Origin of the sequence: Mycobacterium sp. pR1184 (genome assembly GCF_041287235.1) — a bacterium.
GTDB lineage: Bacteria > Actinomycetota > Actinomycetes > Mycobacteriales > Mycobacteriaceae > Mycobacterium.
The window spans coordinates 59,269-83,357 of the sequence record NZ_JBGGKR010000021.1; the positions used below are offsets into that span (position 1 = coordinate 59,269).

Genomic DNA, 24,089 nt, shown 5'->3' on the forward strand with positions numbered 1-24,089 from the left:
CCTCGAAAACAGCAGCGCCACAATCTGTCCCGGCCCTGCACCCCGGGCGGCCAGTAGATGAGCCAGCCGGTTGGCGGATTCATCGAGTTCGCGATAGCTCAGTGACCTGCCCGCGTAGGTAATGGCTACCGCGTCCGGGGTGCGCTGCGCGTGCTCGCCGAAGAATTCCGGCACCGACACCGCCACCGGGGCGGGCAGCGCCAGCATCGTGCGGTTACCCAAGATGTCGAGCCTGGCGTGCTCGTCGGCACCCAGTAGTTGGATCGATGAGAGGCGTTGCGCCGCATCGGATGTCATAGCCGTCAACACCCGCTGCAGCCGCTCGGCCAATTCCTCGATGCTGTTGGCGTCGAATACGTCGGTGCGATATTCGACCGTGCCGGAAATCCCGGCCGGCTCACCGGCCGCGGTGAAGAGTTCGGTCAAGGAGAACGACAAGTCCATGCGCGCGGTGTGGGTGTCGATCGGGAGCGCCGTGGCCTTCACATCACCCAGTTCCAGCTCGGCGGGCTGGGCGTTTTGCCAGCCCAGCATCACCTGGATCAGCGGGTGATGTGCCAGGCTTCGGGTCGGATTCAACCGTTCGACCAGAACCTCGAACGGTACGTCCTGGTGTTCGTAGGCGGCCAGGCTGCGCTGGCGCACCTGCGCGAGCAGCTCGGCGACGGTCGGATCGCCGGTCACGTCGACGCGCAGTACCAGGGTGTTGACGAAGAAGCCCACCAGTTCGTCCAGTGCCGGGTCGGGGCGTCCGGCGATCGGAAAGCCCACGGCGACATCCGAACTCGCGCTGACCGCCGACAGCAACACCGCCAACGCCGCCTGAGCCACCATAAAGCTCGTCGCATTGTGTTCGCGGGCCACCTCGTGTACCCGCCGCTGCAACTCGGCCGGCCACCGCAACCCCACCGTGGCCCCGCGCTGATCGGCGACCGCCGGGTAAGGCCGGTCGGTCGGCAGTGCGATGCGCTCGGGCATCCCGGCCAGCGCATCGCGCCAGAACGCCAGCTGGGCGGCGATCGGGCTGTCCGGATCGGCCAGATCGCCGAACCGGGTGTGCTGCCATATTGCGTAATCGGCGTACTGCACCGGCAATTCGGTCCACGCGGGCGCTTGTCCTCGGCATCGGGCGGCATACGCCTGGCCCAGATCGCGCACCAGCGGAGCGATCGACCACCCGTCGGCCGCGATATGGTGCACGACGCCCACCAGCACGTGCTCGTGATCGCTGCGCTTGAAGAGGGTGGCCCGAAGGGGGAGTTCGGCAGACAGGTCGAACCGGTGGCCCACCGTGGAGTCGATGGCGTCGTCGAAAAGAGTCGCGGACCATCGGGTGGAATCCACGAAGCGCCAACTGAATTCGGCCCGGTCGGATTCCAGCACGACTTGTCGCGGAATACCGTCCGGTGCCGAAAACACCGTTCGCAGACTTTCATGGCGCGCCACCACGTCACCCAGTGCGGCAGCCAGCGCGTCGACATCGAGGCTCCCGGACAGCCGCAGTGCCACCGCCATGTTGTACACGGCGGACGGTCCTTGCAACTGGTCGAGGAACCACAGCCGAGATTGGGCATACGACAGCGGTACCACCGCTGGTCGTTCGAGAGCGACCAGCGGCTCACGGTGGGCCGCCGCTGCGCCGAGATGGGGTGCCAACTGGGCCACCGTGGGTGCGTCGAAAAGCCTGCTTACTTTGAGGTCTGTGTCCAGAACCGTGTTGATCGCGGCGATCACCCGCATCGCCGATAGCGAGTCTCCGCCGAGATCGAAGAAGGAATCGTCGACTCCGACTCGTTCCACATTCAGCACCTGGGCATAGACCCCGGCCAGGATCTCCTCGACGGCGCTGCCCGGCGCCCGGTACCGATCGGCATCGCGGTAGTCCGGTGCCGGCAAGGCCCGGGCGTCGAGCTTGCCGTTGACCGTCATCGGCAACGCATCGACCGCCAGTACCGCCGACGGCACCATGTACGGCGGCAGCAACTCGGACAGCTGGGCACGGACCAGGACCGGGTCGGCGGGCCCGGTGATGTAGCCGACGAGGCGCTTGGTGGCGAGGCGGTCCTCGCGGGCGATCACCGCGGCCTGTTCCACGCCGTCCAAACTGGCTAGGGCCGCGCGTATTTCGCCGAGCTCGATGCGGTAGCCGCGAATTTTCACCTGCTCATCGGCGCGCCCGACATACTGCAACTGCCCGTCGGCGCCCCACCGCACCAGGTCGCCGGTGCGATACATGCGGGCACCGGGGCCCCCGAACGGACACGCCATGAATCGCGATGCGGTCAGCCCGCCGCGGCGCCAATACCCATATCCCACGCCGCGCCCGGCCAGGTACAACTCGCCGACCACGCCGACGGGCACCGGGCGTAACCAGCCATCGAGCACGAAGAACGCCGCTCCTGCTGTCGGCGAACCAATCGGCACCACAGCGGATTTCGCGGCAAGGGGTGCACTCTTAGACAGCCACATCGTCGTCTCGGTTGGCCCATAGACGTTGACCATCGTCCGTCCGGGTGCCCATCGATCCACCACCTCGGGTGGGCAGGGTTCGGCGCCGATCACCAGTGCCGCCGACTCCAACCCGTCGACGGAAAGGGCGGCCACCGCGGACGGGGTTTGGGTGAGAACCGTGACGCGTTCGTTGACCAGTAGGTCGTGGAAGTCTTCGGGTGAGCGGGTCATCGGCTCGGGCACCACCACCAGCCGCCCCCCGTGCAACAGCGCGCCCCAGATCTCCCACACCGAGAAGTCGAACGCGTAGGAGTGGAACTGCGTCCACACCTGCTCCGGGGTCAGCTCCAGCCCGGCCTCCAGGGAGTCGAAGAGTTGGGTGACGTTGGCATGGTTGACCGCAACGCCTTTGGGCACGCCGGTCGTGCCCGAGGTGTAGATGATGTGGGCGACATCGTCGGGCTCCGGCACCGGTAGCGCGCTGGCGGGCGCAGCGCCGAGCGCGGGATCGCGGATATCGATGGTCGTCCGGACGTACCCCTCGATTCGCGCGCGCAGCTCGGTGGTGGTGAGTGCGGCGATCGGCGCGGCGTCGGTCACCATGAATTCGATCCGTGCCGCGGGGTGCGCCGGGTCGATCGGCAGGTAGGCCGCTCCGGATTTCAACACCGCCAAGATCGCGACGATGGCCTCGGCCGAGCGCGAGAACAGCAGTGCCACGCACTGTCCGGGGGCTGCCCCGTGCAGGGTCAGCAGGTGTGCCACCCGGTTGGACTCTTCGTCGAGTTCGCGGTAGGTGATCGAGCGGCCGTCGAACGTGATCGCAATCGAGTCGGGGGTGCGTGCGGCTTGTGCGGCGAACAATGCGGGCACCGATGTCCCGGTTGTCGGCCGGGTCAGCACCGCTCGGTTCCCGATCTCGTCGAGGCGGTGGTGTTCGTCGGCGTCGAGTAGATCCATCAGCGACAGCCTGCTGGTGGGATCGGTGGTGATGGCCGCCAGGACTCGCTGCAACTGCCGGATGAGGGTGTGGACTCCCTCGGCGGTGAAGACGTCGGTGTCGTACTCGATCCGCAGGCCGAGTTCGTCGCCGGGCATCGCCTGCAAAGTCATTGGGTAGTGGTTGTTTTCGCGGGCGGTGTACCCGGTGACGGCCAGGCCGTTGACGCCGAACAGTGCGGGATCCACGGGATAGTTCTCGTAGACGAACAAGGTGTCGAAGAGTTGGTCGTGGCCCGCGGCGTGGTGGATCTCGGTAAGTGCCAGGTGCTGGTGTTCGAGGGTGTGGTTGTTGGCGCGATGCAGTTGGTCGAGAAGGTCGCAGGTGGTGGTGGCCGTGGTGATGGTGGCGCGCACCGGCACGGTGTTGATCAGCAGGCCGACCATCGAATCGGACCCGGCCAGCTCGGGCGGCCGGCCCGAGACAGCGGTGCCGAAGGCGACGTCGCGCTGGCCGGTCAGCCACATCAACAGCTGCGCCCAGCCGGCCTGCAGGACGGTGTTGACGGTGGTGTGATTCTGCCGCGCCAGCTCGGTCACGGCCTGTGTCGTGTCGGCGGGCACTCGCGCCGTCACCACCGCTCGCGGCCCGAGCCCGACGCGACCTGGCGGGCCCACCAGGGTGGGAACCTCGAACCCGGCGAACATTTGCCGCCACGCCGTCTCGGCGCTGCCGCGATCCTGGTCGGCCAGCCAGGACACGAACCGGCGGTACGGCGCGGGTGCCGGGAGTCGCTGGCCGTAATAGATGGTGAAGATTTCTTGCAACAGGATTGGCAGTGACCAGCCATCGAGCACGATGTGGTGGTTCGTCAACACCAACCGGTGCAGGTCGTTGTCGATGCGGATCAGCGCGACCCGGAACGCGGGCGGTTCGGTCAGGTCGACGACCGCCGTGCGCTCGGCAGCGCACAGCCGCGCGAGGTGGTCCTCGGTATCGACGGAACCGTCGAGTTCCAGGTATTGCCAAGCTGATTCGGGATCGGCCGGAATGACCTGGATCGGGTCGTCGAACTCCGGGCAGAACCGGGCGGCCAGGTTGGGATGCCGGCCGACCACCGTGTCGACCGCGGCGCGCAGTCGGTCGGGTTCCAGCGGGCCGGTGATGGTGATATCCAGCTGGACCGCGTAGAGCTCGCCCAAATCGCTTGTGCCATGCGTATTGGCGTGGAACAGCAGGCCCTGCTGCAGCGGCGTCAACGGCAAGATGTCGGCGATGTGGTCGCGCCGGCACAGCTCGTCGATCTGCTGTTGGCTGAGTCGTGCCGGGGCGATATCCGATGGAGTCAGACCACCACCACCGGCGCGGACATGAGCGCATACCCCGGTCAGGGCGTCGAACCACATTTGGTTGAGCCGGCCGACTTGTTCACCGGTGAGCGCGGAGGTGGCCCAGGTCCAGGTCGCGTGCAGGCGCGGGCCGATGTCCGTGTCGATCGTGCCGGCGTTGAGTTCCACGGTGTGCCCCAACGGCATTGGGATCGCCGAGGCTACGGCGGCCACCGTCACACCGTCCTCGCCGATCAGCCACAGGTCGTCGGAGACCTCAACGGCGCCGGCGCCCAGGCGTCCGAAGTAGTTGAATCCGATCAACGGGTCGGCCGAGTCCAGATCGACTTCGGGATTCAGGTAGCGCAGCAGCCCGTAGGTCAGTCCGTCGGGCAGCGCGCGCAGTTGCTCCTTGGCGTCCTTGATCAGTGCGCCCAGTGCGGGCGCACCGGCGAGCACCTGCGCCCAGGACAAGCCCCCGCCGTCCAGGGCCACCGGATATTTGGTGGTGAACCATCCCACCGTCCGTGACAAGTCCATATCGCCGGCCAGTTCGCCGTGGCGCCCATGGCCCTCCACGTCGATGCCGACCGGGCCGGTGCCCAGAAACTCCGTGCAGGCCAACCCGAACGCGATCAGCAGAATGTCTTGAACGCCGGCGTAAAACGCCGCGGGCACTTCGCCCAACAACATCCGGGTTGTCTCGACGTCGAGGTCCACCGACAACCGGCCTGCGCTGGCGTAGGTGTCCAGTTCGGGCCGGGGTGCCGGGAGTGCGGACGGGACCGCGGCTATTTGCCGCCACACCTGGGTCTGTGCGACGACGTCGGGATCGCGGGCGTGCTGATCGAGCCACGACGCCCACCGGGCGAACGACGTTCCCGGTGCCGGCAACGCGACCTCTTGCTCGGCGCAATGCTGTGCCCAGGCAAGGTTGATGTCTTCCAACAGGATTCGCCACGACACCCCGTCGACGGCCAGATGGTGAATGATCAGCACCAGCTCACCGATCGGTGCCACCCACAATGCGCTGAGCATCTTTCCGGTGACCGGATCCAGCCGGGCCCGCGCTTGGATCAGCACCTCATCGGTGAGCTCGTCGACGACGCGCAGGCAACCTGCGGCGTCCACCGAACCCGGCTCGGGCACCCACAGTGACCAGCCGCCGGCGAAGTCATCGTCGACGCGCAGCCGCAGCATCGCGTGCCGATCCAGCAATGCTTGCAGCACCACCACCACGTCGGCCTCGGTCACCGCGACGGGGGCCTGAATGGCGACGGTCTGGTTGAACTCCTCGACGCGACCCGCGACGCCCTCCAGCCAGCGGATGATCGGGGTGGCCGGCACCTCGCCCACGCCTTCGTCGACGACTCCGGCGTCATCCGTTGCGACACTTGCCACTCGGGCCAGCCGGGCCACGGTCTGCTCGACGAAAATGTCCCGGGGGCGGCACACCACCCCGGCCGCGCGGGCCCGGGACACCACCTGCATCGACAGGATGCTGTCCCCGCCCAGGTCGAAGAACGACTCGTCGACCCCGACCCGCTTCAACCCCAGTACCTGCGCGTAGATCCCAGCCAGGATCTCCTCGACGGCATCGGTGGGGGCACGGTAGTGATCGGCGTCGTGGTATTCGGGCGCGGGCAACGCGCGGGTGTCGAGTTTGCCGTTGACCGTCATCGGCAACGCGTCGAGCACCACCACCGCCGACGGAACCATATACGGGGGGAGACCGTCGGCCAGCGCGGCGCGGGCCAGGTTGGGGTCGGCGGTTCCGGTGATGTAACCGACGAGGCGTTTGACGCCGGGCCGGTCTTCGCGGGCGATGACGACGGCCTGGTCCACGCCTTCCAAACGTGCCAGGGCTGCGCGTATTTCGCCGAGCTCGATGCGGTAGCCGCGAATCTTGACCTGTTCGTCGGCGCGGCCCAGGTAGTCGAGTTGCCCGTCGGGACGCCACCGCACCAGGTCGCCGGTACGATACATCCGAGCGCCAGGTCCCGCGAACGGACAGGCCATGAAACGCGACGCGGTCAGCCCGCCCCGGCGCCAATACCCGCATCCGACCCCGCGGCCGGCCAGGTACAACTCGCCGACCACGCCGACGGGCACCGGACGCAACCACTCGTCGAGCACGAAGAACGCGGCCCCCGATACCGGTGACCCGATCGGCGGAACGCCCGATCCGGTTGCCAGCGGCGCACTCTTGGCCGCCCACATCGTGGTCTCGGTCGGGCCGTAAACGTTGATCATCAGTCGGCCGCGTGCCCACCGGTCCACCAGCTCCGCCGGGCAGGGTTCGGCGCCGATGACCAGCGCGGTCGATTCCAACCCGTGCGGGGAGAGCATGCCGACGGCGGACGGGGTCTGGGTGAGAACGGTGACGTGTTCGGCGGCCAGCAGGGCGTGGAAGTCGTCCGGTGAGCCGGCCACCGCTTCGTGCACCACCACCAATCGGCCGCCGTGCAGCAGCGCGCCCCAGATCTCCCACACCGAGAAGTCGAAGGCGTACGAGTGGCATTGGGTCCACACTTGTCCGGGTGACAGTTCCAGGCCGGTGTCGAGCGAGTCGAAGAGCTGAGTGACGTTGTGCTGAGTGACCGCAACACCTTTGGGCATACCGGTGGTACCCGAGGTGTAGATGATGTGGGCGATGTCGTCCGGCGACGGTCCGGGCGGCGGGGTCGCGGGGTGGGCGTCGATGCGGGGGTCGTCCACGTCGATGATCCGCAGCTCGCATTTCTGCAGCCGCGGCCGCAGCTCGGCGGTGGTGACCGCGGCGATCGGCGCGGCGTCGGCCACCATGAAAGCGATCCGCGCCGACGGGTGGGCGGGATCGATCGGTAGGTACGCCGCCCCGGATTTGAGTACCGCCAGGATTGCGATGATCGCTTCGGCGGAGCGCGAAAACAGCAGTGCCACAGATTGTCCCGGCGCGGCACCTTCGGAGCGCAGTAGGTGTGCCAACCGATTGGCGGCCGCGTCGACTTCGAGGTAGGTCATCGACCGGCCCTCGAAGGTTACGGCTACCGCCTCCGGGGCGCGGGCCACCTGGGTGGCCCACAGCGCCGGAACTGTTGTCGGGGTCGGCGGCTGAGCCAGTATGGCGCGATTGCCGAACGCGTCGAGCTGGGCCTGCTCGGCGGAATTCAACAGTCGAATCGACGAGAGCCGTTGGGTAGCATCGGTTGTCATGGCGAGCAGCACGCGCTGCAATCGCCCGATCAACGCCTCGATGCTGTCCGGGTCGAACACGTCGGTGCGATACTCCACCGCGCCGCGGATTCCGGCCGGCTCACCGGATGTGGTGAAGCTCTCGGTCAGAGTGAAGGCCAAATCCGTTCGTGCGGTGTGGGTGTCGATTGGTAAAGGGGTGGCTCGCACATCGCCCAAAGCCAGTTCGGCCGGCTCCGTGTTCTGCCAGCCCAGCATCACCTGCACCAGTGGGTGGTGTGCCAGGCTGCGGGCCGGGTTCAGCCGCTCGACCAGGACCTCGAACGGCACGTCTTGGTGTTCGTAGGCGGCCAGGCTGCGCCGCCGTACCTGAGCCAACAACTCGGCGACGGTGGGATCGCCGGCCAGATCGACCCGCAGTACCAGGGTGTTGACGAAGAAGCCCACCAGCTCGTCGAGCGCGGGATCGCGGCGCCCTGCGATCGGGAACCCCACGGCCACATCGGAACTCGCGCTGATCGCGGACAGCAGCACCGCGAGGGCGGCCTGGACCACCATGAAGCTGGTGGCGTTGTGTTCACGGGCCACCTCGCGGATCCGCTGCTGCAGCTCGGCCGGCCACTGCACGGCAACACTGGCCCCGTGCTGATCGGCCACCGGCGGGTACGGACGGTCGGTGGGAAGTGGCAACACCTCCGGCATTCCCGCCAGCGTGTCTTCCCAATAGGACAGTTGCGACGCGATCGGGCTGTCGGCATCGGCAAGGTCACCGAACTGGTCGTGCTGCCACAGCGTGTAATCGGCGTACTGCACCGGTAATTCGGCCCAGCCCGGTACGCGGTCCAGGCGCCGAGCGGCATACGCCTGCGCCAGATCACGCATCAGTGGCGCGATCGACCAGCCGTCGGCGGCAATGTGGTGCAGCACGCCGACCAGCAGATGGTCGTCGTCGCCGCAACGGAAAAGCGTTGTCCGTAGTGGGATCTCGGTGGTCAGGTCAAAGCTGTAGCGCGCCGCCGCGTCCACGGCCTCATCCAGCCGAGCCGCCGGCCAGCCGTTGGAATCGACGACCTGCCAACCGAACTCGGCGGTGTCGGCGGCCAACACCAGTTGCCGCGGGCTGTCCTCGGTCGCGGGGAACACCGTACGCAGGCTCTCGTGTCTGGCGATCACATCGGCCATCGCGGCGGCCAGCGCGTCGACGTCGAGGCTGCCCGACAGCCGCAACGCCACCGCGATGTTGTACATCGGCGATGGACCTTGCAGCTGGTCGAGGAACCACAGCCGCGATTGGGCGAACGACAGCGGAACCACCGCCGGGCGCTGCGCGGCCGTCAACGGCTTCAGTCGTCCCTGGCCGGTGTCGATGCGGGGTACCAGCTGCGCGATCGTCGGGGCTTCGAACAATGCCCGCACCGAAAGCCCGGCGTCCAGGGCGGTGTTGATCGCGGCGATGACCCGCATCGCAGAAAGTGAGTCGCCACCCAGATCGAAGAAGGACTCCTCGATGCCGACCCGCTCCACGCCCAGCACCTGGGCATAGATACCGGCCACGATCTCCTCGACCGCGGTGGCCGGTGCGAGGTAGTTCTCGACGTCGCGGTAGTCCGGTGCCGGCAGCGCGCGGGTGTCGAGCTTGCCGTTGACCGTCAACGGCAAGGCGTCGATCGCCAGCACCGCGGCCGGCACCATATACGCGGGCAACCGCTCGGCCAGCGCGCTGCGCAGCTCGGCCGGGTCGGCGGTTCCGGTGACATAGCCCACCAAGCGCTTCTCGCCGGGGCGGTCCTCGCGGGAGATCACCGCAGCCTGCTCGACCCCGTCGAAACCTGCTAGGGCGGAACGGATTTCGCCGAGCTCGATGCGGTAGCCGCGAATCTTTACCTGCTCGTCGGCGCGCCCGACGTAGTCCAGCTGTCCGTCGGCACCCCAGCGCACCAGGTCTCCGGTGCGATACATGCGGGTGCCGGGTCCGCCGAAGGGGCAGGCCACGAACCGCGATGCCGTCAGCGGGGCCCGCGCCACATAGCCGTATCCGACGCCGCTGCCGGCCACATACAGCTCGCCGACCACCCCGGCGGGCACCGGGCGCAGCCAGTCGTCGAGCACAAACAGTGCCGACGTGGAGACCGGCGCACCGATCGGTACCGCGTTCCCCGCCGTCAGGGGCGCGCTCATCGCCGCATAGATCGTGGTTTCGGTGGGGCCGTAGGCGTTGATCATCACGCGTCCGGGCGCCCACCGGTCGACCACCTCGGCCGGGCACGCCTCACCGCCGATCAGCAGCGCCGCCGATCCCAGACCTTCCGGCGACAGCGCCGCCACCGACGACGGCGTCTGCGTCAATACGCTGACCCGCTCGGCGATCAGCAGTGCGCCGAAGTCGTCGGCCGAACCGGTCACCAACTCGGGGACCACCACCAGCCGGTCGCCGTGCAGCAGCGCAGCCCAGATCTCCCACACCGAGAAGTCGAAGGCGTAGGAGTGGCATTGGGTCCACACCTGTCCGGGGGGCAATCCGGCGCTCAGCGAGTCGAGCTGCGCGGTGACGTTGTGATGGGTGATGGCCACCCCTTTGGGGACACCGGTGGTGCCGGAGGTGTAGATGATGTGCGCGATGTCATCTGGTGACGGATCGGGCGGCGCGGTGGCGGGTTGGGCGCAGACCGCCGGGTCGTGGATGTCGATGATCGCCAGGTCGTAGCAGTCCAGCCGGCCTGCAAGCGCGGTAGTGGTCAGTGCGGCTACCGGCGCGGCGTCATCGAGCATGAACTCGATCCGCGCCGCGGGGTGAGCCGGGTCGATCGGCAGGTAGGCCGCTGCGGTCTTCAGCACCGCCAAGATCGCGACGATGGCGTCGGCCGAGCGTGAAAAGAGCAGCGCCACAGACTGTCCCGGCCCCGCGCCCCGGTCTGCGAGCAGATGCGCCACCCGGTTGGCGTTCTCGTCGAGTTCGCGGTAGGTCAGCGAGCGGCCCTCGAAGGTCACCGCTGCCGCGTCGGGGGTGCGCGCGACTTGTGCTGCGAACAATGCCGGAATCGACACCGCGGTCGCGGGCCGCGTCAACGCCTCCCGGTTGCCCAACCGGTCCACGCCGGTGTGTTCGTCGTCGTCCAGCAGATCGATCGAGGAGAGTTCGCGTTCAGGTGCCGACGCCATAACCGTCAGCACCCGCTGCAACCGCTGCGTCAGTTCTGCGACGTCGAAGTTCGAATATGGTTGCCCGGCACCGGCGGTGGTGACGAACTGTTCGTCGCCGGCACCGACGAAGAACAGCCCGAAGTGGCCTATCGGTCCAAAGCTGGTGTACGTCGCGGTGGCCGGAACTCCGGCGAAGTTCAGGGTGAGCCTGGACGGGATGAAATTGAGGACGACTCGATTCGCCGTCTGCCCGACGCCGCGAAGGCCCCCCTCGTCCCCCAGGACCTGTACAGGAAAACGCTGATGCCGCAAAGCTTCTCGGGTGCGCTTATCGACGTGCTTGCAGAAGTCGGCAACCGTGCACCCCGGTGACGTCTGCAGCACCAGGGGCACCACCCCGGCCACCATTCCGGGAAGGGATTTAGACTCCGGGTGGACCCGCCTGCTCACCGGGAAGTCGAGCACGACCTCCGAACCGCCGGTGCATCCCCGCACCAACAGCGCACACGCCGCCGTCAGGATCGAGGTTCGACGTACACCCAGCGCCTTGGACAGCTGTTTGATCTGGCCGACGACGGAGGGATCCAGTTGAACCGGCTCGGTCGGCTGATTCGGATCGGCCCGCGCGGTAGCTTGCGGCAGTCGGTAGTCCGGACCGCTGTGCGTCGGCAGGTTGGCGTTCCAGTAGGCCTGGTCTTCCAGGTATTCCGCGGACGCCTCGTACTCCAGCTCGCCTTCAACGAGGTCCTGCAATGAGCCGAAGAACGCGGGACTGCTGGGCGTGCCGGAAGCAATTGCGGTGTAAATAGCCGCAATTCGGCGACCCACGAGCGCAATGCCCAACCCGTCCATGACTATGTGGTGGCAACAGGCCGACCAGTAGTATTCGTCGTGCTTCGTGCGGAATAACGCAAATTTGAGTAGCCGGCCGTCCAGCGGCATCGGTGTGCGCTGGATCGACGACGCAATCTCGCGGGCTTGGGCCACGGGATCGCTGCAACCGCGAAGATCGTGGAAGTCCAGCTCGAAATCCGGGTAATCGACCGCCTTTTGGAAAACCTGACCGTCGACTTCGAAGAATGCGGCGCGGCACGGTTCGGCCTCGTGCAACGTTTTGCTGATTGCTTGCTTGAGCAAATCAGGCTCGACCGTGCCCTCGATTTTGATGAATAGGCCGAGCTGCCAGTCGGTGCCGGAGCGTCCCGTTTCCTGCGCGAGCCAGATATCCAATTGTCGGCGGGTTAGCGGGAGGCCACGGGCGTCAAATTCCATCCGACCGCCCCTACCCGAAAGGCTTACGCAATGAAGGCCTTATCCGGTTCCGGGTTTCACAGATTCTATGGCCGTATATCGGTGCGATAGCGTGGGACGCAGCCGAAGACCACCGCGACGGCCGCCCTGTGGTGAACCGCTTATCCACAGGCGGCGACGTCCGCGGAAGCCCACCCCGGGCGGTGCGGATGGTCGTCGTTGACCTGGACGAAGGCGTCGCCGACGGTTTATTGCTCACCGATTCTCCCCACACGTCTAATCGACATGAGTGGAACAAACCCTAGTGGACCAAAACGGGCTCCAACAGGGGTTTCGGCAAAGTTCTTGATGTTAGGGCGATGTTAGCCGCGAGTTTCGCGCAGCCCGGTTCCGCGCTGCGAAACCGCCAGGCCCGCAAGCGATCTGGCTTCTGACCGCCCAAGTCAAGGGTCCGAAAACTGTCGTCAACGCTACCGGCTGGAACGCCTCGCCGCTAGCCGAAATCGCGGAACGCCGCGCTCAGCGGGCCTGGCCCTGGGTGGCCAGGAAGCCCGCCACGCCCCGGACGAGTGCGTCGGCATACTTCTGCCGGCCATCCGCGGACTCCATCAGCGCCGAATCAACCGGGTTCTTCATGTTGCCGCATTCGACCAGGATCGCCGGGTATTGCGCCAGGTTGAGGCCGGTCAGGTCGGATCGTCCATACAGCCCGCCCTGGCCGATGTAGTTGGACGGCGGGATGCCGGCGGCCTGCAGCTGGTCGCGCATGATCCGCGCGTACTGCACCGACGGTCCGGCCTGCACCTGGTTGAGGGGCGGGGCGGAATAGTTGACATGGAATCCGCGCCCGGACGGTGGACCGCCGTCGGCGTGGATGCTGAGGATCGCGTTGGGCCGCAACGAGTTGGCCACGTTGGCGCGCTCGTCGATGCACGGTCCCAGGGCGTTGTCGTTGCCACGGGACAGGGCGGTCCTGACACCGAGGGCTGTCAGTGCGGCGCGGACCCGCAGCGCGGTGTCCCAGGTGAAGGTGTGTTCCTGGTAACCGCTGTTGGTCGCGGTGCCGCTGGTCTGGCAATCCTTGGTGCCGCCACGGCCGGTGGTGACCTGCCGGCCGATGGACGCGTCGTTGGCGCCGTTGTGGCCGGGATCGATGAAAACGACCATGCCGGCGATGTTGGATGGGGTCGCGGTCGCGGTCGGCACGATTAGGGTCGACGCGGCGACCAGCATGCTGATCGCCGTCTTGATTCCGACACGCCTGCTCACTCGTTGGTCCACGGCGCAAAGGTAACGTCGCGCGGTCTACGCTGGGTGTTTCGAATCGCCCGACATCCACAGGCGAAACCAACTCGAGACCAAGATGCGAAGGGATTGTCATGCAACCCGGAGGCGATATGTCGGCGCTGCTCGCTCAGGCGCAGCAGATGCAACAAAAGCTAATGGAAGCTCAGCAACTGCTCGCGAACGCCGAGATCCGCGGTCAAGCGGGCGGCGGGCTGGTCGAGGCAATCGTCAAAGGCAGTGGTGAGGTTGTCGCGGTCAAGATCGATCCTTCGGTCGTCGACCCCTCGGACGTCGAGACGTTGCAGGACTTGATCGTCGGCGCCATGGTGGACGCCTCCAAGCAGGTCACCAAGATGGCGCAGGAGCAGCTGGGATCGCTGACCGCCGGCCTGAGCGCGCCGCCGGCCCCACCGACTCAGATGCCGGGGCTGTGAACTCCTAGATGTTCGAGGGACCGGTCCAGGATCTGATCGACGAACTCGGCAAGCTGCCGGGTATCGGGCCAAAGAGCGCGCAGCGCATTGCCTTTCACTTGCTGTCGGTCGAACCGCCGGAGATCGACCGGCTCACCGCCGTGCTGGCGAAGGTCCGCGACGGCGTCCGCTTTTGCGCGGTCTGCGGCAACGTGTCCGATGACGAGCGTTGCCGGATCTGCGGCGATCCGCGCCGGGACGGTTCGCTGGTGTGCGTCGTCGAGGAGCCCAAGGACGTCCAGGCCGTCGAGCGCACGCGCGAATTCCGCGGTCGCTACCACGTGCTGGGCGGTGCGCTGGATCCGCTGTCCGGCGTGGGCCCCGATCAGCTGCGGATCCGCGAGCTGCTCGGCCGCATCGGCGAGCGGGTCGACGGTGTGGACATCACCGAGGTGATCATCGCGACCGATCCCAACACCGAAGGGGAGGCGACGGCCACCTACCTGGTCCGGGTGCTGCGCGACATTCCGGGCCTGACGGTCACGCGGATCGCGTCCGGGCTGCCGATGGGCGGCGACTTGGAGTTCGCGGACGAGTTGACGCTGGGCCGCGCGCTCACCGGCCGCCGGTCCATGGTGTGACCCCCCGGCACGTCACGCGGTCACGACGGCGAAGTTGTCGCTGGCGGACCACGCTTCCTCGAACGTCGCGATCGAGACCTGCTCGTCGCGGCCCGCGCGGACGCCGCTGTCGTTGCGGTGCACCACACCGGCGTCGTAGTCGATCCCGATGACGACCACGAAGTGGTTTTCCTTGGTGCGGTTGCCGGGCTTGTGTAAGGAACCTTGTCGCCCAGCTAGGGCGGGTCTGACCGGCCTCCGGCCTTGCTCAACTGGAACGGCCTGGTGAAGGTCTTGCCCGGCTCCGCGCCACACCCGGCCGAGGCCGTCGTCTGGGCTTCGCCGGCAAGCGACACGGCATCGAAGCTGTAGTCGACGGTCACGGGGACCTCTGAGACCGATGCGCCGTTCGGGCACGGCGCCTGGGCCGTGCCGCTGTGCGTCCATCGTCCGTTCGCCAGGTGGAATTCCCAGCTGATGACGAAGGTCCCGCCGTCTTGCGAGGTCGCCCGGGTGCAGTCCGATCCGCACGGGGCGAAAAGCCAGGCGGTCGTTTTGCCGTTGTCCGGATAGAGCACGTTGTACCGGCCGCTCGGGACTTCCGGGTCGGCGTGCGCCGGTGCCGACGACGCGATGAACGCGGCGAGCAGCGCGCCGCCGGCGGCGATCTTCACGACAGCCACTAGCGCGCCGCCAGTCGTTCGCGGCGCAACAGGTCCACCTCGGGCAGTTCCAGCGGCGCCAGCTCGCCGGCAACCTTGCCCAGCAGCAGGTCGGCCAGTTCCGGGTTGCGGGCCAGGCACGGCCCGTGCATGTAGGTCGCGACGACGCTGCCCTGGATCACGCCGTCGAAGCCGTCGCCGAGCCGGTTGCCCGCGCCCTTGACCACCGCCCCCAACGGCGCGGCGGCGGGGCCCAGCACGGTGCCGCCGCGGTGGTTTTCAAAGCCGGTGAGCGGCTGGGTCAGCCCGGCAAGCAGCGGCTTGCTCACCAGCTCGCCGATCGTGCGGGCCTGCTGTGGCGAGGTCGTCACGTCCAGCATGCCCACGCCGTCCACCCGCTCTCCCGAGGACGTCTCGTACCAGTGCCCGAGCACCTGGACGGCGGCGCAGATCGACAGCACGGGTGCGCCGCGCTGCGCGGCGCGCTGCAGGCCCGGGTACCGCAGCAGGTGCCGGGTGGCCAGTCGCTGCGCGTAGTCCTCCGCGCCGCCCAGGGTGTACAGGTCCAGTGACTCCGGCACCGGGTCGTCCAGCGTGATCTCGACGATCTCGGCGGCGATACCCCGTAGCCGCAGTCGTTGCCGCAGCACCACCGCGTTGCCGCCGTCACCGTAGGTGCCCATCACGTCGGGCAACACCAGCCCGATCCGCACGTTCGACTCAGCCATGACGTCCCAATGCCCGGTGCAGTTGCAGGAAGGCGGTGTAGTTGGCGACGACTTCCACGCGTCCCGGCGGGCAGGACGCGATCGCCGCCAGGGTGTCGTGCACCAGGGTGTGCTCGACGCCGGCGTACCCCAGACGCACCGCCAGGTCGGTCCCGCGTTCGCCGGCGGCCACGACGTGAGTGTCTTCGAAGTGCTCGAAGCGTACGTCCCACAGCCAGGACAGATCCTCGCCGTCGGGCACCTGCCCGTTGACCGAGATGACCACCCCGGCCGCGTGCTTGTCGACCATCGACAGCGCCTCCTGCCAGCCGGCCGGATTCTTGGCCAGCAGGATCCGGGCGTCGTGCTGGCCGATCCGCACGGTCCGGTACCGGCCCGCGACCTCGTCCACTGCCGACACCGCCGCGACGGCGGCCGCGGCCTCGGCGCCCAGCGCGACCGCGGCCGCGACGGCCTGGGCGGCATTGCCGCGATTCACCGCGCCGGGCAGCGCCAGCCGCATCGGCAGGGCCAGCCCGTCGGGCCCGTACAGCGTGTCGTCATCGAACCACCACTGCGGGCTGGGCCGCTTGAAGTCGGCGCCGGTGGAGTACCAGTGGCCCTGGTCGCGGACGATCACCTCACCGCTGCGCGGGCAGCTGACCGAGTCGTTGGCCCACGCGCCGCCGGCGGCCACCCACACCACGTTCGGCGCGTCGTAGGCGGCCGAGGTCATCAGCACGTCGTCGCAGTTGGCCACCACGACGGCGTTCGGGTGGCGGGCCAGCCCCGCTCGCAGCGTGCGCTCGATGACGTTGATCTCGCCGACCCGGTCCAGCTGATCGCGCGACAGGTTGAGCAGCACGATGACGCTGGGCTCGACGGCATCGGAAACGTGCGGCACGTGCATCTCGTCGACTTCCAGGGCAGCGAGCCCCGCGTCCCGGTCGGCGGCCAACGCGGCGACCAGGCCGGCGTCCATGTTGGCGCCCTCGGCGTTGGTGGCGACCGGTCCCAGCGTGCCGAGAGCGGCCGCGGTCATCCGGGTGGTCGTGGACTTGCCGTTGGTACCGGTGACGATGACCGTGCGCCGGCCGGCGCCGAGCTGGTGCAGGACCGATCGGTCCAGCGTCATCGCGACCAGGCCGCCGATCATCGCGCCGGCGCCGCGCCCGGTCATCCGCGACGCCCAGCGCGCGCTCGCTCCTGCGGCGAGAGCCAGACGTGCGCGGGTGGTGACCACCCGCGCAGTTTAAGGGTGGCCGCTCGGATCCAACTAACCGCCGACACGGCCGCGCAGCGGCGCGGTGATGTCGGTCAGACGTGCGATTCTTCGTCTATGAGCCCCACGAATCCGACGCCCTGGGGCCGGCCCGCGACCGATCCGGATGCGGGTTGGGCCGTCATCGACGTCGAGACCTCAGGATTTCGGCCCGGTCAGGCCCGGGTCATCAGCCTCGCGGTGCTCGGGCTCGACGCCCGGGGCCGCGTCGAACAGTCCGTCGTCAGCCTGCTCAACCCCGGGGTGGATCCCGGTCCCACGCACGTGCACGGGCTGACCGCCGCCATGCTCGAGGATCAGCCCCAGTTCGGCGACATCGTCGGTGACGTGATCGAGGTGCTGCGCGGGCGCACGCTGGTGGCCCACAACGTCGCGTTCGACTACGCGTTCCTGGCCGCGGAGGCCGAGCTCGCCGGCATCGCACTGCCCGTCGACACCGTCATGTGCACGGTCGAGCTGGCCCGCAGACTCAACCTCGGCGTCGAGAACCTGCGATTGGAGACCCTCGCCGCGCATTGGGGTGTGACCCAGGAGCGGCCGCACGACGCCTTCGACGACGCCCTGGTGTTGACCGGTGTGCTCGCGTCCGCGTTGGGGCGGGCTCGCGAACTCGACATCTGGCTGCCGGTGCGCCCCGTGACCCGGCGCCGCTGGCCCAACGGCCGGGTGACCCACGACGAGCTGCGCCCGCTGAAGGCGCTGGCCTCTCGCATGCCGTGCCCGTATCTCAACCCCGGGCCGTATGTCCGCGGCCGGCCGCTGGTCCAGGGCATGCGGGTGGCGTTGGCTGCCGAGGTGCGGCGCACCCACGAGGAGCTCGTCGAGCGGATCCTGCACGCCGGGCTGGCCTACACCGATGTCGTCGACCGCGAGACCTCACTGGTGGTGTGCAACGCCGCCGCCCCCGAGCAGGGCAAGGGCTACCAGGCCCAGCAGCTGGGTGTGCCGGTGGTGTCCGACGCGCAGTTCATGGCCGGCGTGGACACCGTGATCGGCGGCACCAGCATGGAGGAGTTCGTCGACGCTGCCAGCGCCGACGACCAACTCGCGCTGTTCTAACTGCTCGAACCGCCGACTAGATCGTTGCGAATTCAGCATATTCTCAGCTGGCGCTCGGTAACTCCCCAGCCGTTGGGCAGAGGCTGATCGTTACGATCGGCAGGCCATTGCGGAGCGCAAACGAGCGCTGCGCGTGGCGTTTTGGGGAACCGATCGATATGGACCGCCGCATTGCGCAAGCTTTGGTCGCGGCAGTAAGGAAATCTGTGGTGAGTGGGCCGTTGGCGGATTTCGCCGTCGATCGGCGGGTATTGCTGATCACCGGAATCGCGCTGGTCATCGGAGCCCTGTCAGCTGGGGTGGCATGGTGTCTGGTTCAGTTGATCGGACTTGTCACCAATCTTGTTTTCTATCATAGATTTTCGGATGCTCTGGTGTCGCCCGCCGCCAACGAGCATCCGTGGTGGCTGATCCTGGGTGCGCCGGTTGCCGGCGGTTTGGTGATCGGCTTGATGGCGCGGTACGGGTCGGATCAGGTTCGCGGCCACGGTATGCCCGAGACGATCGAGGTGATCCTCACCGGCAGCAGCCGCGTCGAACCCAAAGTTGCTGTCCTAAAGCCACTCTCGGCGGCCATCAGTATCGGTACCGGCGGCCCGTTCGGCGCGGAGGGGCCGATCGTGATGACCGGCGGCGCGATGGGTTCGGTTGTCGCCCAGTTCCTGCATTTGACCGCCGATGAGCGAAAGATCTTGCTCGCCTCCGGCGCCGCCGGTGGCATCGCAGCCACCTTCAACGCTCCGTTGGCGTCCATCTTGTTGGCGGTCGAGTTGCTGCTGTTCGAATTCCGGCCTCGCAGCTTGGTCCCGGTCGCCGGTTCGGTCGCTGTCGCTACTGTTACGCGGCTATTCATCATGGGCGGCGCGCCGATATTTCCAGTCGCTGCACGGATGGCCGAAGTGCATTGGCAAATAGATGTTTTGGCGGTGGCGGTCGGGATCGCCGGCGCCGCAGTGGCCATCGGCGCCACGCACTTGGTCTATTGGGCGGAGAGCGCTTTTCCGCGCCTGCCAATCCACTGGATGTGGTGGCCGGCGATCGGCGGTCTGATCATCGGCGTGGGTGGACTGATCGAACCGCGCGCTCTCGGTGTTGGTTACAACGTGATCGGTGCGCTTCTGTCCGGACACGCCGGCCTGTCGCTGATCGTCGGGATTCTCCTGGTGAAGACGACAATCTGGGCGTTGTCGCTCGGCTCGGGAACTTCGGGTGGCGTGTTCGCTCCCGTGTTTATGATCGGCAGCGCGCTCGGAGCACTTGTCGGGCAATGGTTTCCGCACGTGTTTCCAGGTTTCTGGGCGATGTTGGGCCTGGCGGCCGTGGTTTGCGGCATCATGCGGGCGCCGCTGACAGCTATCATGTTCACTCTCGAACTCACCCGAGCCTGGCCCGCGATGCTTCCGGTGATAGTCGCCACGATGACCGCCTACGTGATATCCGTTCTGTTGCTGCCGCGTTCGGTGCTCACCGAGAAGATCGCCCGCAGCGGCATGCACCTCACCCGTGACTACACAACGGACCCGCTGGAAGCATTCCTGGTCGGCGAAGTGGTGCGCCCCGGGGCGTCGCCCACACCGGCGGGCGCCTCGATAAGCTCCCAGGCCACCTTGCGGCACGCGGCAAATGTCTTCGCCGAATCCGACGGCCGGCCGCTGCGCGTGGTATCGCCGGACGGCTGCGACCAAGGCCATCTGTTGATGAAGGACTTGCTCACCGCCCGGCTGCACGATCTCAACGAAGACACCGAACGGACCCGGCACCTGACTCCTTACTTCCCACGGCCGCCGCAGAGTGCGGTGCGACGCTGGGCATCAGCTCGGCGCAACGGCCGTGCGAGCTAACCGGCGCTACCTCAGGGTCCGCCCCGCCAGTGTTCGATGCGATGGTGGTCCGGCATGAAGCCGTGGTCGACTCCCCACAGCACCGCCTGCGTCCGGCTCGCCACACCGATCTTGCGGTAAACGGTTCGGATATAGGACTTCACGGTGTTGGGACTGAGATAAGTCAGCCGCGCCACTTCGGCGTTGCTCTTGCCCTGGGTTATCAGCGCCAGGATCTCTGCCTCCCGGTCGCTGAGCCCTTCACCGCGTCCGGGCCAATCGAGACCCGGCACGCTGCGCGCCCGCGGCGGAGCCTCGCTGATCACGGTCTCACCGGCATGCACCGCTTCTAACGCCGCCACCAGTTCTCGAGCGGGCAACGCCTTCGACAGGTAACCATCGGCGCCCTTATCGCGCGCGTGGCGAATCAGATCGGGGTGAAAGTTCCACGTGTACACCACGACTCGGGACGCACGGGGATTCGCCGCCAGCTCGGCGATCTCGTCGTAATCCGACTCGGGCTGGGCGAACGAGTCGTACATGACGATGTCGACCGCGTCGTCGAGGGACATGTTCGAGTCCAGTTCGGCGACGACGATGCGGTCTTTGTATCGGTCGAACATGTTGGCCACACCCATCACGACGACGTCGTAGTCGTCGACCAGCGCCACCGTGATCGGTGCTGCTTTATGAGCGGCCATGGGCGTAGAACTTACCTCCCTAGGGGTGTAGTGCCACCCCCCTTTGGGGTTGTTGTGTGGGAGATGTGTCGGGCGCCCGCTCGGCCAAGCAGGTACGAAACGCCGCTTGCGGCACAACGCGAAAGGCTCGCATCATGATCGGATTTATCGTCACCCTCCTCGTCGTCGGGCTCATCGCCGGAGCACTGGCGCGGCTGCTGGTTCCCGGCAAGCAGCCGATGTCGATTCTGTCGACGATGGTCTTGGGCATCGTCGGCTCGTTCGTCGGTGGCTTTCTCGGCTACGTGCTCTTTCATAAGGATGCTGCGCAGGGCTTTTTTCAGCCCGCCGGACTCATCGGGTCCGTTATCGGCGCTGTGATCGTGTTGCTGGTCTGGTCTCGGGTAGGCGCCCGCACCTCCGGGCGAATTCGCTGAGGTCCACATCCACCCGCCGTACACGCGACCCGCTCGGCACCTGTTGTGCGGAGCGGGTCGCGTCGCGGGTTATCGATCGGCGGGAAACAGAATGGTCTTGCCCGGCAGCCGGCCGGCGTCGGAGGCTTCGTGGACTGCGGCGGCCTGGTTCAACGGGCGACGCTCGGCGACGTCGATGTGCAGCTGTCCGGCGTCTACCCGGCTGACCAGGTCGGCCAACTGCCCGGCGTCGCTGCGGACGAATATCCGCTGCGCACGCACGCTTCGCTCGGTGTCCTCCGTCCCCGACGTCATGGTGCCGACGTAGAAGCCGTTGTTGGCGACCACGCCGACGAGGGCTGCGGTTTCCTCGGGCGTGGTGCCCACTAGGTTGAGCACCACATCAAACGGGCCCCCGGCAACGGTGATCGGTGTCCGCGTGTAGTCGATGTAGCCGATGATCCGGTCGGCTTCGTACGCACGTAGTCGGTCCGCGCTGCGCGCCGATGCGGTAGCGGTGACGATGGCACCGGCTTGCTTGGCGAGCTGGACCGCGTAGCCGCCGACCGCTCCGCCCGCCCCGTTGATCAGGATGGCCTGCCCGGTCTTCAGGCCCGCCATCTCGAACAGCGCCTGCCACGCCGTCAAGCCAACGGTCGGCAGCGCGGCCGAATCCGCCAGGGCCACGGTCCGCGGCGCCGGCGCCAAAGCCTCCGCCGGTGCCAGCACGTACTCGGCGGCAGCCCCGTCGGCATCTAACGGAAGCAACGCCACGACCGCGTCGCCGACGTTCCAGCCTGTTACCCCACCACCGAGTTCGGCGACTGTGCCCGCGACGTCGATACCGGGCACGTGCGGGAAGGTGATCTCGTACACCTCGGACAGATAGCCGCCGCGGATGCCCGCGTCGACCGGGTTGAACGAAGTCCCGGCCACTTTCACCAGAACTTGGCCGGCGCCCGGAGTCGGTCGCTGGACCTCGGAGTACTCCAGCACCTCGCTGCTGCCGTAGCGGTGGTAAAGCACTGCCTTCATGATCTCCTCCATTCCTAGGTTGCTTCGACGTTGAAGCCTGCAGTAACTTGCTTCGAAGTCGAAGCAATCCCGGACGCGCTGTGGTCTTCGTCTCTTTGCTTCGACATCGAAGCAGTACGATCGCGGCATGGTCGAAGCACTCAAGCCCGAACAAATGCGCACGTACTTCGCCCTCACCGAGGCGGTCAGCCTGCTTCAGTACGCCGTGCGCCAACAGCTACAGGCCGAAGGTGACCTCAGCTATGTGCAGTTCGAGATTCTGGCCCACCTCGCCGACGCCGACGGGCAACTGACCATGACCGAGCTGGCGGACAGGGTGGTCTACAGCCGTAGCGGCCTCACCCATCAGGCGGGATTGCTAGAGAAAGCGGGGCTCATCACTCGCGCGGGCAGTTCGCACGATCAGCGGGCGACCGTCGTCGATATCACCGAGGCCGGCCGGGCCCGTCTCGCCAAGGTGCTACCCGGGCACATCGAGGTGGTACGCGACTTGCTGTTCAATCCGCTGTCAGACGACGACGTCGGCAACCTCGGCGACATCATGAGCCGGGTTCGCGGCCATATGCGAGCCCGCCCGCCCCGCTCCGCTGTCAGCCGCGCGACGCGCGGTTGACCGCCGACACCACGGCACGCAGCGACGCGGTGGTGATCGACGGGGCAATGCCCACCCCCCACACCGTGCGGCCGCCCACCGACGCCTCCACATAGGCCGCGGCCTGCGCGTCGTCGCCGGAGCTCATCGCGTGTTCGGAGTAGTCGAGGACGGCGACGTCGAACCCGACATCGCCCAGCGCGTGGACGAACGCGGCGAGCGGGCCGTTGCCGGCACCGCTGATCTCGGTCTCCGCCCCGTTGATCTTGACGGTCGCGGCGATCCGGGTGGTGCCGCCGTCTTCCTCCGAGGCGTCGACGCGCTGCTTGATCCTTTCCAGCGGCAGGATCGGCGCCAGGTACTCCTCGGAAAACGCGTCCCACATCTCCTTCGGAGATACCTCCCCGCCCTCGCCGTCGGCGATCTTCTGGATCACCTGGGAGAACTCGATCTGCAGCCGTCGCGGCAGGGCCAGGCCGTGGTCGGCCTTCATGATGTAGGCGACCCCGCCCTTGCCGGATTGGGAGTTGACCCGGATCACCGCCTCGTACGTGCGGCCGACGTCACGCGGGTCGATCGGCAGGTACGGCACCTGCCAGAGCATGTCCTCGACGTCGGTGTCCGCGGCGTCGGCGTCCGCCTTCATCTGGTCCAGGCCCTTGTTGATGGCGTCCTGGTGGCTGCCCGAGAACGCGGTGTAGACCAGATCGCCGCCGTAGGGGTGCCGCTCGTGCACCGGCAGCTGGTTGCAGTACTCGACCGTGCGGCGGATCTCGTCGATGTTGGAGAAGTCGATCTGCGGGTCCACACCGCGGGAGAACAGGTTCAGCCCAAGCGTCACCAGGCACACGTTTCCGGTGCGCTCACCGTTGCCGAACAGGCAGCCCTCGATTCGGTCGGCTCCCGCCTGATAGCCCAATTCGGCTGCGGCGACTGCGGTTCCGCGGTCGTTGTGGGGATGCAGGCTCAGGATCACCGACTCCCGGTTGGCCAGATTGCGGCTCATCCACTCGATCGAGTCGGCGTAGACGTTGGGGGTGGCCATCTCCACGGTGGCGGGCAGATTGAAGATGATCGGGTTGTCCGGGGTTGGCGCGATGATTTCGCCGACGGCGTCGCAGACCTGCTTGGCGTACTCCAATTCCGTTCCGCTGTAAGACTCCGGCGAATATTCGAAGCGCCATTGCGTGTCCGGGTATTTGGCCGCCTCTTCGACGCACTTGCGCGCACC

At 67.2% G+C, this 24,089-nt stretch carries 15 protein-coding genes and 1 pseudogene (1 of these 16 running past the window's edge); 6 read left to right on the forward strand and 10 right to left on the reverse strand.

From position 1 onward, the window contains the following. The 3 genes and pseudogenes from ACAG21_RS27120 to ACAG21_RS27130 all read right to left on the reverse strand — a co-directional run. Positions 1-9,207 carry the start of a non-ribosomal peptide synthase/polyketide synthase gene (locus tag ACAG21_RS27120; RefSeq protein ID WP_370499359.1) on the reverse strand. 18,846 nt of this gene lie to the left of the window's left edge, so 9,207 of the gene's 28,053 nt are visible here — the first part of the coding sequence; its start codon is at positions 9,205-9,207; the stop codon falls past the left edge of the window. Positions 9,208-9,279: 72 nt separating this feature from the next. After that, a pseudogene (locus tag ACAG21_RS27125) lies at positions 9,280-12,306 on the reverse strand (amino acid adenylation domain-containing protein); the annotation flags it as partial. 498 nt (positions 12,307-12,804) lie between these two features. Continuing rightward, positions 12,805-13,566 (reverse strand): Rv3717 family N-acetylmuramoyl-L-alanine amidase, encoded by a 762-nt coding sequence (locus ACAG21_RS27130; protein WP_370499344.1) that lies wholly within the window; start codon positions 13,564-13,566, stop codon positions 12,805-12,807. 98 nt (positions 13,567-13,664) lie between these two features. Here ACAG21_RS27130 and ACAG21_RS27135 point away from each other — a divergent pair, with 98 nt between their 5' ends. Then, positions 13,665-14,006, forward strand: coding sequence for a YbaB/EbfC family nucleoid-associated protein (locus ACAG21_RS27135; protein WP_370499345.1), 342 nt, complete (start codon positions 13,665-13,667; stop codon positions 14,004-14,006). A gap of 8 nt (positions 14,007-14,014) precedes the next feature. Continuing rightward, entirely contained in the window at positions 14,015-14,626 is a 612-nt protein-coding gene (recR, locus tag ACAG21_RS27140) for a recombination mediator RecR (protein WP_370499346.1), read from the forward strand. A gap of 12 nt (positions 14,627-14,638) precedes the next feature. Here the strand turns inward: recR and ACAG21_RS27145 are convergent, their stop codons facing one another. From ACAG21_RS27145 to ACAG21_RS27160, 4 genes are read right to left on the reverse strand one after another with little or no spacing between them, the layout of a single operon-like run. Beyond that, positions 14,639-14,785, reverse strand: coding sequence for a hypothetical protein (locus ACAG21_RS27145; protein WP_370499347.1), 147 nt, complete (start codon positions 14,783-14,785; stop codon positions 14,639-14,641). Positions 14,786-14,841: 56 nt separating this feature from the next. After that, entirely contained in the window at positions 14,842-15,288 is a 447-nt protein-coding gene (locus ACAG21_RS27150; protein WP_370499348.1) for a hypothetical protein, read from the reverse strand. Next, positions 15,288-15,995: a type 1 glutamine amidotransferase gene (locus tag ACAG21_RS27155; RefSeq protein WP_370499349.1), complete on the reverse strand. Its 708-nt coding sequence runs from the start codon at positions 15,993-15,995 to the stop codon at positions 15,288-15,290. Before ACAG21_RS27155 ends, ACAG21_RS27150 begins: the two co-directional genes overlap by 1 nt. Further along, positions 15,988-17,217, reverse strand: coding sequence for a MurT ligase domain-containing protein (locus tag ACAG21_RS27160; protein WP_370499350.1), 1,230 nt, complete (start codon positions 17,215-17,217; stop codon positions 15,988-15,990). Before ACAG21_RS27160 ends, ACAG21_RS27155 begins: the two co-directional genes overlap by 8 nt. A 96-nt stretch (positions 17,218-17,313) precedes the next feature. On the opposite strand from ACAG21_RS27160, the gene ACAG21_RS27165 reads away from it, so the two are divergent. Beyond that, on the forward strand, positions 17,314-18,315 hold the full coding sequence (locus ACAG21_RS27165) for a DEDDh family exonuclease (protein ID WP_370499351.1): 1,002 nt from the start codon (positions 17,314-17,316) through the stop codon (positions 18,313-18,315). A 209-nt stretch (positions 18,316-18,524) separates the two neighbouring features. Then, positions 18,525-20,156 carry a chloride channel protein gene (locus ACAG21_RS27170; RefSeq protein ID WP_370499352.1) on the forward strand — a complete coding sequence of 544 codons (1,632 nt, stop codon included), beginning with the start codon at positions 18,525-18,527 and terminating at the stop codon, positions 20,154-20,156. Between the two features lie 11 nt (positions 20,157-20,167). Here ACAG21_RS27170 and ACAG21_RS27175 read toward each other — a convergent pair whose 3' ends face one another. Then, complete coding sequence (locus ACAG21_RS27175) at positions 20,168-20,836, reverse strand: LuxR C-terminal-related transcriptional regulator (RefSeq protein WP_370499353.1); 669 nt, start codon at positions 20,834-20,836, stop codon at positions 20,168-20,170. Between the two features lie 134 nt (positions 20,837-20,970). Here ACAG21_RS27175 and ACAG21_RS27180 point away from each other — a divergent pair, with 134 nt between their 5' ends. Next, positions 20,971-21,252, forward strand: a complete 282-nt coding sequence (locus tag ACAG21_RS27180) for a GlsB/YeaQ/YmgE family stress response membrane protein (protein WP_370499354.1) — start codon at positions 20,971-20,973, stop codon at positions 21,250-21,252. Positions 21,253-21,321: 69 nt separating this feature from the next. On the opposite strand, the gene ACAG21_RS27185 is transcribed toward ACAG21_RS27180, so the two are convergent. Further along, entirely contained in the window at positions 21,322-22,266 is a 945-nt protein-coding gene (locus ACAG21_RS27185) for an NADP-dependent oxidoreductase (RefSeq protein ID WP_370499355.1), read from the reverse strand. Between the two features lie 127 nt (positions 22,267-22,393). Here ACAG21_RS27185 and ACAG21_RS27190 point away from each other — a divergent pair, with 127 nt between their 5' ends. Further along, complete coding sequence (locus ACAG21_RS27190; RefSeq protein WP_370499356.1) at positions 22,394-22,879, forward strand: MarR family winged helix-turn-helix transcriptional regulator; 486 nt, start codon at positions 22,394-22,396, stop codon at positions 22,877-22,879. Here ACAG21_RS27190 and leuA read toward each other — a convergent pair. Beyond that, positions 22,857-24,089: 2-isopropylmalate synthase (leuA, locus tag ACAG21_RS27195; protein ID WP_370499357.1), on the reverse strand; the 1,233-nt coding region annotated here is incomplete at its 5' end. The two genes, ACAG21_RS27190 and leuA, sit on opposite strands and share 23 nt — an antisense overlap.

Bases quoted from the DNA above. Each gene is read 5' to 3' on its own strand.
- ACAG21_RS27135 (WP_370499345.1), top strand. From the start codon at position 13,665: ATGCAACCCGGAGGCGATATGTCGGCGCTGCTCGCTCAGGCGCAGCAG.
- recR (WP_370499346.1), top strand. From the start codon at position 14,015: ATGTTCGAGGGACCGGTCCAGGATCTGATCGACGAACTCGGCAAGCTG.
- ACAG21_RS27155 (WP_370499349.1), bottom strand. From the start codon at position 15,995: ATGGCTGAGTCGAACGTGCGGATCGGGCTGGTGTTGCCCGACGTGATG.
- ACAG21_RS27165 (WP_370499351.1), top strand. From the start codon at position 17,314: ATGAGCCCCACGAATCCGACGCCCTGGGGCCGGCCCGCGACCGATCCG.
- ACAG21_RS27175 (WP_370499353.1), bottom strand. From the start codon at position 20,836: ATGGCCGCTCATAAAGCAGCACCGATCACGGTGGCGCTGGTCGACGAC.
- ACAG21_RS27180 (WP_370499354.1), top strand. From the start codon at position 20,971: ATGATCGGATTTATCGTCACCCTCCTCGTCGTCGGGCTCATCGCCGGA.
- ACAG21_RS27185 (WP_370499355.1), bottom strand. From the start codon at position 22,266: ATGAAGGCAGTGCTTTACCACCGCTACGGCAGCAGCGAGGTGCTGGAG.
- ACAG21_RS27190 (WP_370499356.1), top strand. From the start codon at position 22,394: ATGGTCGAAGCACTCAAGCCCGAACAAATGCGCACGTACTTCGCCCTC.